Origin of the sequence: Oryzobacter faecalis (genome assembly GCF_046764005.1) — a bacterium.
Taxonomy (GTDB): domain Bacteria; phylum Actinomycetota; class Actinomycetes; order Actinomycetales; family Dermatophilaceae; genus Oryzobacter; species Oryzobacter faecalis.
This window is the reverse complement of sequence record NZ_JBKOFW010000002.1, coordinates 365,130-381,231: the sequence shown is the minus strand read 5'-3', so window position 1 is coordinate 381,231 and position 16,102 is coordinate 365,130. Positions and strand designations below refer to the sequence as shown.

Here is a 16,102-nt window from a genome sequence, read left to right as displayed (position 1 = left end):
ATGACGCCGCACCCCTCCCGTCGCTCCGACCCACCCCTGGCCGCGGCCGTCCGCGAGGCCCTCGCCGGGGTCGGCGACCCCGGGCGGGCCCTCGCCCAGCAGGCGTACATGAAGTCGTCCCTGCCCTACCGCGGCGTCACGAGCCCCGAGCTCAAGGCCCTGCTCCGCGGCCTCCTGACCGACCCCTCGCTCGCCCCCGCCGACCGCGCCCAGTGGGAGGCGACCGTCCGCGCCCTCTGGGACGACCCCGAGGTCCGTGAGGAGCGGTACGCGGCCATCGCGGTGACCGGGCACCGGCTGGCCCGCCCGTGGCAGGACCCCGAGGCCCTCACCCTCTACCGGTACCTCGTCGAGACCGGCGCGTGGTGGGACCTCGTCGACGCCGTCGCCCCCGACCGGGTCGGCCCGATCCTGCTGTCGCACCGGAGCGTCGTCGACCCCGTCATCCGGTCGTGGGCGGTCGACGACCACCTGTGGGTACGGCGTTCGGCGATCCTGGCCCAGCTCAGGCACCGCGAGGCCACCGACACCGGGCTGCTCGCCGACGTCCTCGACGCCAACCTCGAGGACTCGCTCCACGGGCGGCAGTTCTTCGTCCGCAAGGCGGTCGGGTGGGCCCTGCGCCAGCACGCGCGCACCGACCCGGCCTGGGTCCGCCGCTACGTGGACGAGCGGGGCGACCGCCTCTCCGGCCTGTCCCGCCGCGAGGCCCTCAAGCACCTCTGACCTCCCCTCCCCCGTGGCCGCCACTCCTCCTCTTTCGCGACCTACCGCCTGGTCGGTGTCGTGATCACGACACCGACCAGGCGGTAGGTCGCGGCGTAGGGGCGGTGGACGAGGGAGAAAGGGGCCGGGCGGGGGGCAGGGAGGGAAGGAGGTCGAGGGCGACCCGTCCCCGGGCGGCGGCCGGGACCGGCCGTCTGGAACAGTGCCGGGATGACGTCGCCCAGCCGGAGCCAGCACCGGGAGGTGCTGCGCCTGGCCGTCCCGGCCTTCCTCGCCCTCGTGGCCGAGCCGCTCTTCCTCCTCGCCGACGCGGCGATCGTCGGCCGCCTCGGCGTCGCGCCGCTCGCCGGGCTGGGCGTCGCGAGCGCGGTCCTCCTCACGGCGGCGAACGTCTTCGTCTTCCTCGCCTACGGCACGACGGCGGTCGTCGCCCGGCAGCTCGGGGCCGGGTCGAGGTCCGGCGCCATCGGTGCGGGGATCGACGGCACCTGGCTGGCGGTCGGCCTCGGGGCCGTCACCTCGGCCGTGGTGGCTGCCGCGGCCGAGCCCGTCTGCCGGGTCTTCGGCGCCTCCGACGCCGCCCTCGACGCGGCGGTCACGTACCTGCGGATCTCGGCGCTCGGCATCCCGGCGATGCTCGTCGTCCTCGCGACGACCGGTGTGCTGCGCGGCCTCCAGGACACCCGGACCCCTCTCGTGGCGGCGGTCGGCGGGTTCGGGGCCAACGTCGTCCTCAACGTGTGGTTCGTCCACGGCCTCGGCTGGGGGATCGCGGGCTCGGCCTGGGGCACCGTCATCGCCCAGACGGGGATGGGTGGCGCGCTCGCCGCCGTGCTCGTGCGGTACGCCCGGGCCGACCACGTGGCGCTCCGCGCCCACCCCGGGCGGGTCGTCGCGGCCGCCCGCGGCGGGGTGCCGCTCCTCGTCCGCACCCTCGCCCTGCGCGCCGTCCTCCTCGTGACGACGTGGGTCGCGGCCGGTCTCGGCGACGTCCCGCTCGCGGCGTACCAGGTCACCGCGACCATCTGGACCTTCCTCACCTTCATGCTCGACGCGCTCGCCATCGCCGCGCAGGCCCTCACCGGGAAGGCCCTCGGCGCGGGCCGCCTGGAGAGCACGCGCGCCGCGACCTCGCTCATGCTCCGCTGGGGGCTCGTCGTCGGTGTCGTCCTCGGGGCCCTGCTCCTGCTCGTCCGCCCCTGGGTCGGGCCGCAGTTCACCCCCGATGCCGCCGTGCAGGCCGCCATCGCCGGCGGTCTCGTCGTCGTGGCGCTGGGGCAGCCCCTCTCCGGGTTCGTCTTCGTCGTCGACGGCGTCCTCATCGGGGCGGGCGACGGCACCTGGCTCGCCCGGGCGATGGTCGTCGTCCTCCTCGCCTACCTGCCGGTCGTCCTCGCCGTCCACGTCGCGGGCGACCGGCTGCTCGGGGAGGGAGGGGACGGCGGTGTCGGCGGCCAGGTCGGGGCCGTGGTGTGGCTGTGGGCGGCCTTCACCGTGTTCATGGCGGTGCGCGGCGTCCTCATGTGGCGCCGGGTGCGCACCGACCGCTGGATGGTCGTCGGCGCCACCCGCTGAGCCCCGGACGCACCGGACCCCGCGACCGTGCGGTCGCGGGGTCCGGTGGTGGAGCGGTGGAGCGTTACGGCGTGACGCCGCCGACGATGACCGCACCGGTGCCGAGGACGGCACCCGCGGTCGAGACGACGCGCATCTCACCGAACAGCTGGCGTCCGGCCGCCGGGGCGACCTTGGCCGTGACGGTGCCCGTCACCGGGGTGGACGCCCCGGCGGCGAGGTCCACGACGGTGTCGGGGACCGCGAGGGTCCCGAGTGCCGGGGAGAAGAAGACGTCGAGGTAGTCGTACTCCGTCGTCCCGGCCGGGACCGCGTAGCCGTCGACGACGACCCGGTAGGTGCCGGCGGTGGGGTTCGCGAGCGAGACCGACTCCTCCGAGTCACCGTCCGCGGCCTGGCCCACCAGGGTCGTGCCCCGGTAGACGAACAGGTCGAGGTCGGCCCCGAGGTCCGAGGTGCGACCGATCGTCGCGGTGAACCGCTCGGCGCCCGCGGGGACGTCGACCGTGAACTCCTTGACCTCGTGGTTGCCGATCGTCTTGCGCTCGGACAGGGCGGAACCGAGGCTGCCACCACGCGCCGACAGCGACACGTCGCCGAAGTCGTTGGTGACGGTCCACGAGACCGGCGTCGCGACGCCCGCCTGGACCGACGGCAGCGTCTGCGACGCCGGGTCGACCGTGACGCCCTGGGCGGCGGCCTTGATCGTGTACGGGTTCACCAGGCTCGGCGACGTGCGCCGTGCCTCGATCTCCAGCTCCCAGACGCCCGGCAGCGGGTTCGCGTAGGCACGCGAGGTGCTGTTGCAGCTGGGGGCGCTGAAGTTCGTGAAGCACGCCAGCGAGCTGGTCGACTCCACGGGGACGCCGTACGGGTTGACGGCGATCCAGCGGACCTGGTCGCTGCCGGCGATGCCGGACAGGTTGACCTGGAGCGCCTTGGCGCCCTGCGGCACCGTCACGAAGAGCTTCTTCGTGAGGTTGCGCTCCACCGTGCCCGACTGGGTCTGGGCGAACGACGGGGCGACGAGGTCCCGGGAGAGGACCACGGTGAGCAGGACCCGCTGGTCGACGACCGGCGTCGCCGGGTCGTCGATCTCGAGGATCGCCGAGTGGGCACCCGGGGTGCTCGTCAGCGCCTTGACGGGGATGTCGACCGCCCCGCCCTTGGGCATGGGGCGGCTGGACGCCGGAAGCGAGAACGTGCCGTCGTTGCCGACGAGGCGCAGGTCGTGCGCGACCCGGCCGCCGGCGCCGCTGGTGCGGGTCGCCTTGACGACGTAGGTCTTGCTCTCCCCGGACACCTGACCGCCGTTGGCGGCGTCGCAGCGGTTGTACACGCCGGTGCCGCGGTCGGGCGTCGCGAGGAAGTCCGAGATCGGCGTGCAGACCGGCGCGTCGACCGTGATGTCCTGCGCGGCGGGCCTGTTCTTCAGCAGCGCCCACGCGCCGGGGACGTCGACCTGGCCGGCGCCCTGCGCGATGGCCTCGACACCCTTGACGAAGTCCGCCGAGGTGTAGAGCGAGTCGCGGATGTGGCGCGGGGTCACGTCGACGCCGGTGGCCTTGGCCGCCGACAGCAGCAGCGCGACGCCGCCCGCGGTCTGCGGGGAGGCCATCGAGGTGCCGTTGAACATCGCGTAGCCCGGGGGCAGCGGGTAGCCGGCCTCGGCGACCGGACCGCCCGGCTGCCAGGTCGGGACCGAGGAGATCGCCGAGCCCGGAGCCATGACGTTGGGCTTGAACCCGCCGTCCTCACGCGGACCGCGCGAGGAGTAGTTGTGCAGGGTCAGCGGGGTCGAGACCTCGGCGCCGTAGTTGGACAGCCAGGTCTCCTTGGTGATCGAGGAGCCGACGCTGATGACCTTCGAGGCCACCGACGGGTCACCGATCGTGTTGATGCCCGGGCCGCTGTTGCCGGCCGAGATGACGAGCTGGACGCCACCGTCGATGAGCGCGTCGTAGAGACGGGCGCGGGCGTTGTTGCCGTCGTTGAGGGCCGGGAGACCGCCGATCGACATGTTGACGACGTCGACGCCGCGGTTCTCGACGAGGTCGACCATGCCGTCGGTCAGCGCGACCGCGGTGCAGCCGCCGCCCCACGAGCAGGCGCGGGTCGAGACGACCTTCGCGCCGGGCGCCTGGCCGTCCATGTCGCCCCCGAACAGGCCGTGGCCCGCAGCGATGCCGGCGACGTGCGTGCCGTGGGCGGACTCGACGATGCCGATGTTCACGAAGTCGGCCTTCTGGCCGGGGAGGCCGGCCGGCGTGAGGTCGATGTCCTCCTTGTACTCCACGACGAACGGCATCGACTCGGCGATGGCGGTCGCCGGGTTGTCGGTCCCGAAGTGACCGATGTCGAAGTTCTCCTTGTACGGGCGCATCCGCTCGGCGTCCGAGAAGGTGCGGTCCTGGTTGGAGTCGACCCAGATGTCGTGGCTCGCCTCGTCGTAGAGGACACCGAAGAGGTCGGTCTTGTCCCCGTCGCGGTTGACGTCACCGGCGGGCTCGCTCGCAGCGGTGATCGCCTCGTTGAAGCGGTTGTACCGGAAGGTGCCCGACCGGGGTGCGGTCCAGGTGAGGCCGGAGGCGGTGAAGGTCGGCGTCGCGGTGACCGAGGTCAGCATGGCGCGCCACGAGCCGTCGTTCTCGAGCAGCGGGTGGGTGCCGGTGACCCAGTCGACGATCTTGCGCTCGCCGGTCGTGGTCTCCTGCAGCGCGGGGTGGTCGAGGTCGACGCCGGAGTCGATGACACCGATGGTGATCCCGCGGCCGTCCCAGGCCGGGTTGGCCTTCTTGAACGCCACCGAGCCGATGTCGCGCGTCGGCATGTACGGGTTGTCGTCGGGGGTGCCGGCGCCGGGCGCGGGCTGCGCGGCGGCGGCCTCGGCCTCGCCGCTCGCGGCCTCGGGCCGGGGCAGGGGGATCGACTCGTTGAGGTCGACGGCGAGCACGGAGCCGGCCTTGGCGACGGCGTCGACCTTGTCGGTCGGGACGCTGGCGCTGACGTAGCCGTACCGGTCGCTCACCGTGGCGGTGAGGCCACCGGCGGCGCGGACGGCGGCAGCCGCCTGCTTCGCCTCGCCCTTCGGCGTCGCGAGGATGACGGTCACGCGCTTGTCACCCTTGCGCTCTGCCTTCGCGAGCAGCTCGCGGTCGCGCGACCCGAGCTTGTCCTTCTTCTGCTGGGCCTTGATGCTGCCCTTGCCCGTCTGTCGGGGCTCGGCAGCCGACGCGGTCGTGGAGACCGCCCCCGCGGCCACGGTCGCGGCGGCCAGGGAGGCCAGGGCGACGCGTGCCCGTCGTCTGTTCGGTGGTGTCATTCGCGGATCCTGTCCAAGCGGATGGTGGGAGAGCGCCCCGGTCGATCGGGCCGGAGCCGGGTCAGTGGATCACGGAAACAGGCCGAAAGGGGAGGTCGGAACCGATTTCTGACCATTCCTTTACCTACCTGAGCGAGCGCCGTTCTCCCCCAACGTCGCCCGCCGTCCACGAGGACCGGGCGTCAGAGGTCGACGACCTCGACCGCCGCCTCCCGCCTGGGGTCGCCCGCGGCCTCGAGCAGGCCGTCCTGGCGACGGTAGGCCGCACCGACGCCGCCGAAGAACATCTGGAGGACGCCGTGGTCGGTGCCGCTCAGCCCGGCCCGCTGGAGGGCCTCGGTGATCCCGGCGTCGGTCTCGTGGTCGACGACGGTGGTGCCGTCGGGGGCGGCCCGCACGTGCAGCCGGGGTGCCTCGATGGCGGTCCGCAGGTCGGCGTCGTGCAGGCAGCCCTGCCCGAGGACCTGCATGAGGGCGGTCGTGATGCGGTCGGCGCCCGGCGAGCCGATGGCGATGACGCGGCCGTCCCGGGTGCGTCCGGTCGTGGGCGCCATGTTCGAGGCGAGGCGGGTGCCGGGCGCGAGCCGGTGCAGCCCGAGGCGGTTGAGCTCGGGCTCACCGAGGGCGTTGTTGAGCAGGATCCCGGTGCCGGGCACCGTGATCCCCGCGCCGTAGCCGCACGACGCGGTGACGGTGCACGCGGTGCCGTCGGCGTCGACGACGGAGATGTTCGCCGTGCTGGCGCTCGTGGGCAGGCCGGCGAGCCCGTGCCGGTCCACCGACAGGAGCAGCTCGTGGCCCGCGGCGTCGAGGTCGTGCGAGACGTCGTGGACGTCCACGCGGTAGCGCAGAACGGCCTGCTGGATGGCGATGACGTCGTCCCATCCGAAGTTCCCGCGAGCGGCCAGCTCGCCGAGCATCACCGCGAGCATCGGCCCCCCGACGCTGGGCGGCGGGTTGACCGCGAGGTCCCAGTCCCCGACGGCCCGGCGCACGGGCGGCCGGACGAGCGGGGTGTACTCGGCGAGGTCGCGGTGGCTGATGAGCCCGCCGTTGCGCGCCATGTCGTCGACCATCGCGCGCCCGACCTCGCCCGTCGTGAGGACGGACGCGCCCTCGCGCCCCACGAGCGAGAGGACGTCCGCGAGAGGCCCGTTCGTGCGGACGTCACCGGGCTGCACCGGGGTCCCGTCATCACGTGTGACGACGGCGAGCGCCTCGGGATCCCGGCCGAAGAGGGCGTGGGCCGTGAAGCCGAGGTAGCGCGAGGCCGCGGCGCCGATGGGGTACCCGGAGCGGCAGGCCGCCTCGGCCGGGGCGACGACGTCGGCCCATGGCAGGGTGCCGAGCTCCTCGACGGCGAGCTCGCAGGCCGTGACGGCCCCGGGGGTCGCGACCGACCCGTGGCCGGCCCAGAGGGTCACGCCGCCGCCGTAGTCGGTGGTGACCTCCTCGACGCCAGCCCCGAAGCGCTCGGCGGGCAGCCCGCGACCGGGCATCTCGACGTTGCCGTCGAGGACGACCGGCGGACCGTCAGCGGGCCACACGGAGACGTAGGCCCCGGACGCGAGGGAGACCATGCCGGGCTCGGTGCTCATGGCGGCGAGGATCGCGGCCACGGCGACGTCGACCGCGTTGCCCCCGGCCCGGGCGACCTCGCGGCCGGCGGCGAGGGACACCGGTCCGGTCGCGGCGATGGCGACCCGTCGACCCATGCGCCGCATCCTGCCACCGCCGCCGCACCTCGTCCCAGAGCCGACCCGACGTCTCACGGGGACCGGTAGCGTTGGCGCGCATGACGCGTCAGCCCCTCGGCATCATCGCCGGCACCGGGTTCTACGACCTCGGGGCGCTCGAGGAGCCGTCCGCCCGCACGGTGTCCACGGCGCACGGCGAGGCCTCCGTGACGACCGGGACGTGGCACGGCCTCCCGGTGGTCTTCCTCACCCGCCACGGGGCGGGGCACTCGGTCCCGCCGCACCTGGTCAACTACCGCGCGAACATCCGCGCCCTGGCCGACCTCGGCGTGCAGGACGTCGTCGCCGTCAACGTCACCGGCAGCATCGACCCGGAGCTCGCCGCGGGCGACCTGCTCGTCCTCGACGACTTCCTCGACTTCACCAGGCAGCGGGCCGTCACCTTCTTCGACGGCACGACCCCCGAGGGGGTCGTCCACACGGACGTCCTCACGCCCTACCACCCCGAGATCCGCCGCGAGCTGCTCGAGGCGGCGGCCGCCGCGGGGCGGCCGGTCCGGGACGGCGGCGTGTACGCGTGCTTCGAGGGCCCCCGCTTCGAGACGCGCGCCGAGATCCGCCTGGCGGCCCTCGCAGGCGCGGACGTCGCGGGCATGACCGGGGTCCCCGAGGTCACCCTCGCCGCCGAGCTCGGGCTGCGCTACGCCGCGATCTCGCTCGTCGTCAACCCCGCCTCCGGTGTCGGGGACGCCGAGGAACCGATCACCATGGAGGAGATCGACGCCGCCCTCGCCGCGTCCTCCGCCCACGTCCTCGCGATCCTCGACGAGCTCGTCCACACCCGCGCGACCCTCACCACGCCCGACGACGGGGACGACGCATGAGCCGCGTCGTCATCGAGAACGCCTCCCTCGTCGTCACCGTCGACGACACCGACACCGTCCTGGCCGACCGGACCATCACCATCGAGAACGGCCGCATCACCGCCATCGGACCCGCGGCCGCCGGCCCGGAGGAGGCACCGGACACCCTCGTCGTCGACGGACGCGGCAGGCTGGTGATGCCGGGCCTGGTCAACCTCCACACGCACCTGCCGATGACGCTGCTGCGCGGCCTCGCCGAGGACGTCGACCTCCAGGGCTTCCTCGCCCGCGTCTGGGCGGCCGAGGGCGCGGTGATGGACCCGGACACCGTCGAGCTCGGGGCCACGCTCGGCGCGCTCGAGAGCCTGCTCGGCGGGTGCACGACGCAGCTCGACATGTACTTCCACCACGAGGCGACCCACCGCGGCGCCGTGGCGGCCGGGAGCCGGCACGTCATCGGTCCGGTGTTCTTCGAGGGGCCGGGCCCGGACGGCCTCGCCTGGCAGGAGCGCCTCGCGGGCCTGCGGGCGTGGCCGGGCGTCCTCGACGCCATCGGCGGGCCGGCCGTCCCCCTCGTCGCCGCCCCGCACGCCACGTACACCTGTCCCCCCGAAGGGTTCGCGGAGGTCGTCGCCGTCCTGCGCGAGCTGCTCGCCGACGGCGACCGGGCCGGCCTGCTCACGACGCACGTGTCGGAGAACGAGGCCGAGAACGCCGGTGTCCGCGAGCGCTACGACGCCACGCCGACCGAGCTGCTCGCCCGCAGCGGCTGGGTCGAGCCGGACCTCCCGCTCGTCCTCGGGCACGGCGTCCACCTCAGCGACACCGACCGCGACCTCCTCGCCCTGGGACGCACCGCCGTCGCCCACTGCCCCGGGTCCAACCTCAAGCTGGCGAGCGGCGCGTTGCGCTGGGGCGACTACTCGCACACCGGTGTCCGGATCGGCCTCGGGACCGACGGGTGCTCGAGCAGCAACGACCTCGACATGTGGCAGGCGATGCGGCAGGCCGCCCTCCTCGCCCGCCTCACAAGTGGCCGGCCGGACGTCGCGAGCGCCCACGAGGTGCTCCGCGCGGCGACGATCGAGGGGGCGCGGGCGCTCGGCCTGGGCGACGAGATCGGCTCGGTGGAGGTCGGCAAGCGGGCCGACCTGGTCCTGCTCGACCTCGCGGCCCCGCACCTGACGCCGGTGCACGACGTCGCGGCGCTCCTCGTCTTCGCCGCGGGGCGGGGCGACGTCACCGACGTCCTCGTCGACGGCGAGGTCGTCGTCCGCGACCGGCGCAGCACCCGGGTCGACACGGCAGACCTCCTCGCCCGGGCCCGCGACCGCGCCGCCGTCGCGGGCGCCGCCGCCGAGGGGGTGCGGGCATGACCTTTCCCGTCGACACCCCGGCCGCGGAGGTCATCAGGGCACTGGAGATGCAGCCGATCCCGGAGGAGGGCGCCTGGTTCGTCGCCGGGCCCCGTACCCAGGCGATCAACGCGATCACGGTGCTCCTCACCGACCAGCCCGACGGCTTCTCGGCGATGCACCGGCTGACGATCGACGAGGGCTGGCAGTGGCTGGGCGGCGCCCCGGCCGCCCTGCTGCGGCTGCGGCCCGGCGGGTCCGGCGTCCTCAACTACGTCGACGCGACCCGCAGCCAGTTCCTCGTCCGGCGCGGCACGTGGATGGGCGCCTCGAGCCTCGGCGCGTGGACCCTCCTGTCCTGCTGGTGCTCACCGGCGTTCCGGCCCGAGCACTTCGAGCTCGGCGACCGCGACCTGCTGACCGCCGGCTACCCCTCGTACGCCAAGGAGATCGCGGCCCTCACCCGCGACGAGCCGGTCGGCCGGATGAGGTCGTGACCGCCCTCGTCACCGGCGCCAGCGGCGGGCTCGGTGCGGCGGTCGCCGTGGCCCTCGCGGCGGCCGGCCACGACGTCGCCGTCCACTACCGCGGCGACGAGGAGGGCGCGGCCCGCACCGTCGCGCGGGCCGAGCACGCCGGCACCCGGGCCGTCGCCCTGCACGCCGACCTCGCCGTCGGGGACGCGGCGGCGCTCGACGCCGCGGTCGAGGACCTCCTCGACCGGTGCGCCCGCGCGGTCGGCGTCCCCGACGTCGTCGTCCTCAACGCCGCGCCGCAGGACCACGTGGCGTGGGACGACCTCGACACGGCCACCTGGGACACCCACCTCGTCGGGGGCCTGCGCCCGACCGCGGCCCTGCTGCACCGGGCGGCCGCGCGGATGACCGACGGCGGGGTGCTCGTCGCCGTCGGCTCGGTGGAGGGACTGCGGGCCACCGGCGCCGGCACGGCCTACGGCGCCGCCAAGGCGGCCCTGCACCACCTCGTCGGGAGCGCCGCCCACGCCCTCGGGCCGCGCGCCGTCCGGGTCGTCGGCGTGGCCCCCGGGCTCGTCGACCGGCCGGGCCTCGAGGACGACTGGCCCGACGGGGTCGCGCGCTGGCGCGCCGCCTCGGCGCTGGGGCGCCCCGTCCTCCCCCTCGAGGTAGCGGCGGTCGTCGCCTTCCTCGCCTCACCCGCCGCATCGGGCATCACGGGCACCGTCCTCCCCGTCGACGCCGGGTGGTCCTCCGGCCCCGGTTGGTGACTCTCGCCAGTCGGGAGGCACACATTCCGTCAGGGCGCCCTCTGGAGCAGGTCACAACCCGGCAACGACACTCGGGGCCTCGGTCGTGCGACCCCCGATGGGCCTTAACATCTGCACGTCTGACCCGACCTTCGAGGAGAAGCTTCATGAAGTCCACCCGTACCCTGGTCGCCGTGCCGGCCATGCTGGCGCTGGCACTGGCCGGCTGTGGCGGTAGCACCGGCACCTCCGGCGGTGGCAGCACCGCCTCCGGTTCGGCCGCCTCCGGCGCACCGACCGACGACAGCAACTGCGCCGACGCCGCCGTCTTCTGCATCGGCCTCGTCACCGACACCGGCAAGGTCGACGACAAGTCGTTCAACCAGTCGGCCCACGAGGGCGCGATGGCCGCCGCCGAGCAGGCGAAGGGCTTCTACAAGTACGTCGAGACCCAGGACGCCAAGGACTACGCCGCGAACATGGCGCAGTTCACCAACAAGAAGTACGACGTCGTCGTCACGGTCGGCTTCCTCATGACCGACGCCACCGCGACCGCCGCCAAGGGCACCCCCACGACGAAGTTCATCGGCGTCGACCAGTTCTTCGACCCGGCGAAGGTCACCGAGAAGAACGTCACCGGCATCCTCTTCCCCGAGGACCAGGCGGGCTACGGCGCCGGCTACCTCGCGGGCCTGATGACCAAGACCAACAAGCTCGGCCAGGTCCTCGGTCTCGAGATCCCGCCGGTCCAGAAGTTCGCGAAGGGCTTCGAGGCCGGCGCCAAGGCGGCCAACCCGAGCGTCTCGGTCACCACCGTCTACCACCCCGCCGGCGACAACGCCTTCAACGACCCGGTGTGGGGCGCCGGCGAGGCCAAGAAGCAGCTCGCCCAGGGTGCCGACATCATCTTCGGCGCCGGCGGCAACACCGGCAACGGGGCGCTGCAGGAGGTCGCGAAGGCGTCCGGCGCCGGCACCGAGAAGTTCTGCATCGGTGTCGACACCGACCAGTGGGACACCGTCCCGGCCGCGCAGCCGTGCCTCATCACCTCGGCGATGAAGCTCATCACCGAGGGCGTCACCACGACGATCCTCGCCGGCAAGGACGGCGACTTCGAGGGCACGACGACCATGGGCAAGGCCGGTCTCGCGCCGTACCACGACTTCGACTCGGTCATCCCGGCCGACGTGAAGACCAAGGTCGAGGAGATCGTCAAGCAGATGGAGGCGGGCACGCTGAAGACCGGCGTCACGCTCTGACGCCTGTCGGCCACCGGCGCGTGAGCGCCACGACCAGCGCCTGACCCTCGAGGGGGCGGGCATCCCTTGAACCGGATGCCCGCCCCTTCGCTTCGCCCCCCGCCTGCACCCCTACCGCCCACCGCCACGCCGGGCCAGACTGTGGGCACCCGAGCCATTGGAGACCCATGTCCGAGACCAGCACGGCGCAGAAGACACCACCCCCGACGAGCCCACCTCCGCAGGAGCAGGACCGCGGAGGGCTTCTCGCCTACCTCATCGGTCACCAGAGCGCCGTCGTCATCGTCGTCGCCCTCGTCATCTCGCTGGCCATCGGTGCCGCGCTCATCCGCTACCAAGGGGTGAACCCCTGGTTCGCCTACGAGACGCTGGTCCGCGAGGCGCTCGTCGTCGACGGCGCCTTCACCCGGACCCTGCAGAAGACGGCCCCGCTCGTCCTCACCGGGCTCGCGGTCGTCCTCCCGCTGCGCGTCGGGCTGTTCAACATCGGCGGTCAGGGCCAGTTCGCCACCGGGGCGATCATGGGCGCCTGGGTCGCCTACCTCGCCGGGGGCGCCGGTGTCCTCGGCGCGGTCCTCGGGATGGTCGTGGGCCTGGTGTTCGGGGCGTTCGTCGGCTGGATCGTCGGCGTCCTCAAGGCGTGGCGCGGGGTCCACGAGGTCATCTCGACGATCATGCTCAACTACATCGTCGCCGGCGTGACGTTCTGGCTCGTCGTCAGCGGCCCCCTCGAGGCCGAGTCGTCGAAGACCAGCGGCATCCCGCAGACCGAGGAGATCCCCGAGGGCGCCCGCATCGGTGCCGTCGTCGGCATCCCCATCGGCTTCGTCATCGCCGTCGCGCTCGCGGTGCTGTGCTGGTGGATGCTGTCGAGGACGACACTCGGCTTCAAGTTCAACACCGTCGGCGCCAACAAGGCCGCGGCCGGCTACGCGGGGATCCCGATCAACCGCATCGTCATCCTCTCGATGGCGCTCGGCGCCGGGCTCGCCGGGCTCGGTGGTGCGCTCGAGGCCGAGGGCACGCTGCACCGCTACGAGCCGGCCATCGTCGGGACGCTCGGCTTCGACGGCATCACCATCGCCCTGCTCGCCCGGGCCAACCCGCTCGCGACGATCCCCGCGGCGGTCCTCGTCGGGATCCTGCGCACCGGTGCCGCCGGCCTGCAGTTCAACACCGGCATCGCACCCGAGATCGTCGACGTCCTCCTCGCGATCATCCTGCTCATGGTCTCGATCCCCATCCTCGGCAAGTGGCTCTTCCGCAGCCGCTCCGACAAGGTGTCCGTGTCCACCTCGAGCTGGGGGAGCTGACATGGGGTCCTGGGTCGCCAAGAACCGCACGACGCTCGCCGTCACCGGCGCCGTCCTCGTCGCCGCCTACGCCTTCTACTTCCTCAAGAACGACATCGCCCCGTCGATGTACGGCGCCGCGTGGGGGTACGCCATCCCCCTCGTCCTCGCCGCCCTCGTCGGCGTCATCGGCGAGCGCTCCGGCGTGGTGAACATCGGCATCGAGGGCCAGATGATCCTCGCCGCGTTCGCCGGCTTCTTCGCCGCCGCGTTCAGCGGGTCGATGGTCGTCGGCGTCCTCGCCGGCATCGGCACCGGCCTCATCGCCGGCGGCTTCCTCGCGTGGACGACGGTCCGCTGGCGGATGGACCAGATCATCGCCGGTGTCGTCCTCAACATCATCGCCACCGGCCTGACCTCCTTCTACCTCGTGTCGGGCGAGATCCTCCCCGGGGTCATCCCGAACCTCGACATCCCGGTGCTCAAGGAGATCCCGCTCCTCGGCGAGACGTTCTTCAGCGGGCGCAGCGTCATCGCCCTCGTCGCGATCATCGCGGCGGTCGTCGTGCACCTGGGCCTGTTCCACACCCGGTGGGGCCTGCGGACCCGCGCGGTCGGCGAGTACCCCTCGGCGGCCGACACCGCCGGCATCAACGTCGAGCGGCTGCGGATGCTCAACGTCACCCTCGCCGGGTCGCTGGCCGGGCTCGCGGGCGTCTACCTGTCGATGGACGCGTCGAGCTCCTTCGAGCGCGGCATCACCGCCGGCCGCGGCTTCCTCGCCCTCGCCATCATGATCATGGGTGCGTGGCGCCCGCTGCGCGCGTTCGCGATGGCGCTGTTCTTCGGCTTCGTCAACGCGGTGGCCTCCCAGCTGCAGCAGTCCGGGCTCGGCCAGGAGGAGGGGAGCGGGTTCTTCCACGGCATCGCCTCCATGGTCACCGCCCCGCAGATCCTCGGGACGTTGCCCTACGTCGCCACCCTCGTCGTCCTCGCGGTCGCCGCCGGCCGGGTCCGGGCGCCGGGTGCGGTCGGGCAGCCCTACGTGAAGAAGGACCAGTGATGAGCAACCAGACCCCCGACGGGCCCGCGGTCCCCGACGTCCACCAGGACCCCGAGGCCGCGGTCGCGGCGCACCTCGACACGAGCGAGGAGCACCTCGCCGCCGTGGTGACCAACGAGGCGATCCTCGAGCTGCCGCCGGAGCAGTCCGGCTTCGGTGAGGGCAACGTCGGCGAGGTGCTGCTCGACATCGAGGGCCTGTCGAAGTCGTTCGGTCCGGTCAGGGCCAACCGCGACATCACCCTCCACGTGCGTCGCGGTGAGATCGTCGCGCTGCTCGGCGAGAACGGCGCCGGCAAGTCGACACTGGTGAACCAGATCTTCGGGCTCATCACGCCCGACAGCGGGACGGTGACGATCAAGGGCGACGCGACGGCCATCAAGGACCCGCGCGACGCGATCCTCCGCGGCATCGGGATGGTGCACCAGCACTTCCAGCTCGTGCCCGTCATGACCGTCGCCGAGAACATGGTGCTCGGGCACGAGCCGGTCAAGGGCGGCCAGGTCCTCGACCTCGCGGCCGCACGCGAGATGGTCCGGACGCTGTCCGCCAAGCACGGGCTCTCCGTCGACCCGGACACCGAGGTCGAGGACCTCCCCGTCGGCACGCAGCAGCGCGTCGAGATCCTCAAGGCCCTCTCGCGCAAGGTCGACCTCCTCATCCTCGACGAGCCGACCGCGGTGCTGACCCCGCAGGAGACCGACGAGCTGCTCGCGGTGATGAAGGAGCTCGCGAACTCCGGGACGTCGATCGTCTTCATCACCCACAAGCTCCGTGAGGTGCTCGCCGTGGCCGACCGCGTCTACGTCCTGCGCCAGGGCGCGGTCGTCGGCGAGGTCGCCACCAAGGACACCGACGCCCGCGGCCTCGCGACGATGATGGTCGGGCGCGAGGTCGTCCTGTCCGTCGACAAGACCGACGCCTCGCCGGGCGAGACCGTCCTGTCGATCGACGACCTCCACGTCAAGGACGACCGCGACCTCGGGGCCGTCAACGGGTTCTCCCTCGAGGTCCGGGCCGGGGAGATCGTCGGGGTCGCCGGCGTCGAGGGCAACGGGCAGCGCGAGCTCGTCGAGGCCCTCGCCGGGATGCGCAAGGTCGTGTCCGGGTCGATGCGCCTGGGCGACCTCGACCTCACCCGGGCCAACCCTCACCAGACGCACCACGCGGGCGTCGGGCACGTGCCCGAGGACCGGGAGAAGCACGGGCTCGTCGCGTCGTACTCGATCGCCGACAACCTCGTCCTCAACGAGTTCGACCAGCCGCCGTACTCGAGGAACGGCGTGCGCCAGTTCGACGCGGTCCGCGAGAACGCCGAGGCGCTGCGCACCGAGTTCGACATCAGGTCCTCGGGCGTCGGGCAGTCGGCGGGGTCGCTCTCGGGCGGCAACAAGCAGAAGGTCGTCGTCGCGCGGGAGATGTCGTTCAAGCCGCGCCTGCTCATGGCGGCCCAGCCGACCCGTGGTGTCGACGTCGGGTCGATCGAGTTCATCCACCGGCGGATCGTCGAGGCGCGCGACGCGGGGGCGGCCGTCCTCCTCGTCTCGGCCGAGCTCGACGAGATCCTCTCGCTGTCGGACCGGATCGCCGTCGTCCACGGCGGCACGGTCGTCGCCGAGATGCCCGGCAAGGGGGCCGACCGCACCGAGATCGGCCGCCTCATGGCCGGCGACCACTGACCCCCTCGCCTCAACTTTCCCGCCTGATGCCAGAAGGTTCGGTGGG

General features: G+C 73.0%; 12 protein-coding genes. 10 read left to right on the top strand and 2 right to left on the bottom strand.

Features of this window, described 5'->3' with window-relative positions; translation table 11 throughout:
• Both ACK8HX_RS05625 and ACK8HX_RS05620 read left to right on the top strand, forming a co-directional pair.
• The gene (locus ACK8HX_RS05625) at window positions 1-726 is read left to right on the top strand and encodes a DNA alkylation repair protein (protein WP_411939677.1); all 726 of its coding nucleotides are present in this window, start codon (window positions 1-3) and stop codon (window positions 724-726) included.
• Window positions 727-936: 210 nt separating this feature from the next.
• Window positions 937-2,301: an MATE family efflux transporter gene (locus tag ACK8HX_RS05620; protein WP_411939676.1), complete on the top strand. Its 1,365-nt coding sequence runs from the start codon at window positions 937-939 to the stop codon at window positions 2,299-2,301.
• 64 nt (window positions 2,302-2,365) lie between these two features.
• Here ACK8HX_RS05620 and ACK8HX_RS05615 read toward each other — a convergent pair whose 3' ends face one another.
• A complete protein-coding gene (locus ACK8HX_RS05615; RefSeq protein ID WP_411939675.1) occupies window positions 2,366-5,623 on the bottom strand; it encodes a S8 family serine peptidase in 3,258 nt (1,085 codons plus the stop codon).
• Window positions 5,624-5,805: 182 nt separating this feature from the next.
• Entirely contained in the window at window positions 5,806-7,338 is a 1,533-nt protein-coding gene (locus tag ACK8HX_RS05610) for a gamma-glutamyltransferase (RefSeq protein WP_411939674.1), read from the bottom strand.
• Window positions 7,339-7,418: 80 nt separating this feature from the next.
• On the opposite strand from ACK8HX_RS05610, the gene ACK8HX_RS05605 reads away from it, so the two are divergent.
• From ACK8HX_RS05605 to ACK8HX_RS05570, 8 genes are all read left to right on the top strand, one after another.
• Entirely contained in the window at window positions 7,419-8,204 is a 786-nt protein-coding gene (locus tag ACK8HX_RS05605) for an S-methyl-5'-thioinosine phosphorylase (RefSeq protein ID WP_411939673.1), read from the top strand.
• Window positions 8,201-9,559 (top strand): amidohydrolase family protein, encoded by a 1,359-nt coding sequence (locus ACK8HX_RS05600; protein ID WP_411939672.1) that lies wholly within the window; start codon window positions 8,201-8,203, stop codon window positions 9,557-9,559. Before ACK8HX_RS05605 ends, ACK8HX_RS05600 begins: the two co-directional genes overlap by 4 nt.
• Window positions 9,556-10,035 (top strand): cupin domain-containing protein, encoded by a 480-nt coding sequence (locus tag ACK8HX_RS05595; protein ID WP_411939671.1) that lies wholly within the window; start codon window positions 9,556-9,558, stop codon window positions 10,033-10,035. The genes ACK8HX_RS05600 and ACK8HX_RS05595 overlap by 4 nt, the downstream gene beginning before the upstream one ends.
• Window positions 10,032-10,784 (top strand): SDR family NAD(P)-dependent oxidoreductase, encoded by a 753-nt coding sequence (locus ACK8HX_RS05590; RefSeq protein ID WP_411939670.1) that lies wholly within the window; start codon window positions 10,032-10,034, stop codon window positions 10,782-10,784. The genes ACK8HX_RS05595 and ACK8HX_RS05590 overlap by 4 nt, the downstream gene beginning before the upstream one ends.
• A 146-nt stretch (window positions 10,785-10,930) precedes the next feature.
• Entirely contained in the window at window positions 10,931-12,022 is a 1,092-nt protein-coding gene (locus tag ACK8HX_RS05585) for a BMP family ABC transporter substrate-binding protein (protein WP_411939669.1), read from the top strand.
• 167 nt (window positions 12,023-12,189) lie between these two features.
• Window positions 12,190-13,335, top strand: coding sequence for an ABC transporter permease (locus ACK8HX_RS05580; protein WP_411939668.1), 1,146 nt, complete (start codon window positions 12,190-12,192; stop codon window positions 13,333-13,335).
• Between the two features lies 1 nt (window position 13,336).
• Window positions 13,337-14,377 (top strand): ABC transporter permease, encoded by a 1,041-nt coding sequence (locus ACK8HX_RS05575; protein ID WP_411939667.1) that lies wholly within the window; start codon window positions 13,337-13,339, stop codon window positions 14,375-14,377.
• Window positions 14,377-16,056, top strand: coding sequence for an ABC transporter ATP-binding protein (locus ACK8HX_RS05570; RefSeq protein ID WP_411939666.1), 1,680 nt, complete (start codon window positions 14,377-14,379; stop codon window positions 16,054-16,056). Before ACK8HX_RS05575 ends, ACK8HX_RS05570 begins: the two co-directional genes overlap by 1 nt.
• Window positions 16,057-16,102 lie beyond the last annotated feature (46 nt).

Coding starts and splice junctions, on each gene's coding strand:
- ACK8HX_RS05625 (WP_411939677.1), top strand. CDS start 1: ATGACGCCGCACCCCTCCCGTCGCTCCGACCCACCCCTGGCCGCGGCC.
- ACK8HX_RS05620 (WP_411939676.1), top strand. CDS start 937: ATGACGTCGCCCAGCCGGAGCCAGCACCGGGAGGTGCTGCGCCTGGCC.
- ACK8HX_RS05615 (WP_411939675.1), bottom strand. CDS start 5,623: ATGACACCACCGAACAGACGACGGGCACGCGTCGCCCTGGCCTCCCTG.
- ACK8HX_RS05610 (WP_411939674.1), bottom strand. CDS start 7,338: ATGGGTCGACGGGTCGCCATCGCCGCGACCGGACCGGTGTCCCTCGCC.
- ACK8HX_RS05605 (WP_411939673.1), top strand. CDS start 7,419: ATGACGCGTCAGCCCCTCGGCATCATCGCCGGCACCGGGTTCTACGAC.
- ACK8HX_RS05600 (WP_411939672.1), top strand. CDS start 8,201: ATGAGCCGCGTCGTCATCGAGAACGCCTCCCTCGTCGTCACCGTCGAC.
- ACK8HX_RS05595 (WP_411939671.1), top strand. CDS start 9,556: ATGACCTTTCCCGTCGACACCCCGGCCGCGGAGGTCATCAGGGCACTG.
- ACK8HX_RS05585 (WP_411939669.1), top strand. CDS start 10,931: ATGAAGTCCACCCGTACCCTGGTCGCCGTGCCGGCCATGCTGGCGCTG.
- ACK8HX_RS05580 (WP_411939668.1), top strand. CDS start 12,190: ATGTCCGAGACCAGCACGGCGCAGAAGACACCACCCCCGACGAGCCCA.
- ACK8HX_RS05575 (WP_411939667.1), top strand. CDS start 13,337: ATGGGGTCCTGGGTCGCCAAGAACCGCACGACGCTCGCCGTCACCGGC.
- ACK8HX_RS05570 (WP_411939666.1), top strand. CDS start 14,377: ATGAGCAACCAGACCCCCGACGGGCCCGCGGTCCCCGACGTCCACCAG.